Origin of the sequence: Dyella sp. ASV21, assembly GCF_016428975.1 — a bacterium.
In the GTDB taxonomy this organism is placed as follows: Bacteria; Pseudomonadota; Gammaproteobacteria; order Xanthomonadales; family Rhodanobacteraceae; genus Dyella.
In genome coordinates, this window is sequence record NZ_JAELTT010000155.1 from 1 (window position 1) to 1,300 (window position 1,300).

Annotated in this window: 2 pseudogenes; both read left to right on the forward strand. The window is 64.3% G+C overall.

Going from position 1 to position 1,300, the window contains the following annotated elements:
* Window positions 1-592: pseudogene (locus JHD67_RS21360) on the forward strand (hypothetical protein); the annotation flags it as partial.
* Window positions 589-1,300: pseudogene (locus JHD67_RS21365) on the forward strand (hypothetical protein); the annotation flags it as partial. The pseudogenes JHD67_RS21360 and JHD67_RS21365, both read left to right, overlap by 4 nt.

The following is a 1,300-nucleotide window of genomic DNA, read 5'->3' on the forward strand; positions in this document are numbered from 1 at the left end:
GATCGCCGCCAACCACACCGTCGAGGTCGGCGGGCATGTGCAAGCCACCGTGCAGGGACACCACACGCTGCACGCCGGGCAGCGTATCGAGCGGCAGACGCAGCGCTATGAACTACGTGCCGGTGAACGCGTCGGCATGCACGGGCCGGGAGGTGCCATCACCATCGACGCCTCGGGTATCACCATCGAGGGCTTGCAGATTCGCTTGAAGGGCCCCGTGGTGCACGAGGGTGCCGGCGCCGGCAACGTGCTGCGCGCGTTGTCGGTAAACCCCAGCGCGGGGCTGCCAGCGGATATCGGCTCACTGCGGCTGGATCATCGTTACCACGACAACGTGGGGCTGGCGCACGCAACTTACGTGCTTACGCTGGCCGACGGTAGCCAGCGCAGCGGTCAGCTCGATGCGCAAGGGCAAGCCGCCTTGACCGGCCTGCCGCCGGGCTCTGCCTGGGTGCAGTACAGCCCGCAAGGCAGCGACTACACAGGCCGCGAAACGCGTCCCATGCCGCCCAGCGCACAAGGCAACAGCACCAAGGCGCGCGTGCAGCGCTATCTGGCGCATCAGGCCGCTACCGGTAGGGACAACGCATGAACAGCCTTGCGCAACAGAAAGCGGTTGAAACCGACGCCGCCCCGGGTGGCATGAGCTGGGCGGCCTTCAAAGCCATGGCCGTGGAGAGCGGCCAATGGATATGGGGCACCGCGCAAGGAGCGTTCAATACCAAGGCCACCGTATCGCAGATTGTGGTGGATGCCTTGATCGGCATGGTGCCGCTGCTGGGCGACGCCACCGCGGTGCGCGATCTGATCGCGGTGTCCATGGGCTTGATCGACGAGCCGCAAAAGCGCAACGACACCTGGGAATGGGTGCTGCTGTTTGCATTGCTGCTCGCGCTGATACCGGTATTGGGTGGCGTAGCCAAGGGTGTTGGCCGACTCATCGTCAGTGCGGTGCGCACCGGCGAGGGTACCGCCAAGCTTGCCAAGAACATTGTGGAGGTACTCAACCACATCGGCCGGGGCAATGCCGAGCAATGGCTGCTCAAGCTGCGCTTTGCCGACTACCAGGCCACGATGGTCGACGCACTCAATCGCTATACCGGCGCCATCGTGGAAAACATCACCGCGATCCGCCAATACATGCGCATGCCGGAAAGCTTGGGGCGCCGGCTCGATCAAGTGTCACGCGGCATGACCTGGCTCAAGCAAGAAGGCACCAAACGCGTGCCGGACGTGGTGAAGGAGCTGGACCAAAAGCTGCGCGAAGTGCAGTCCTATATCCGCAGCGGCGGTGAAACCA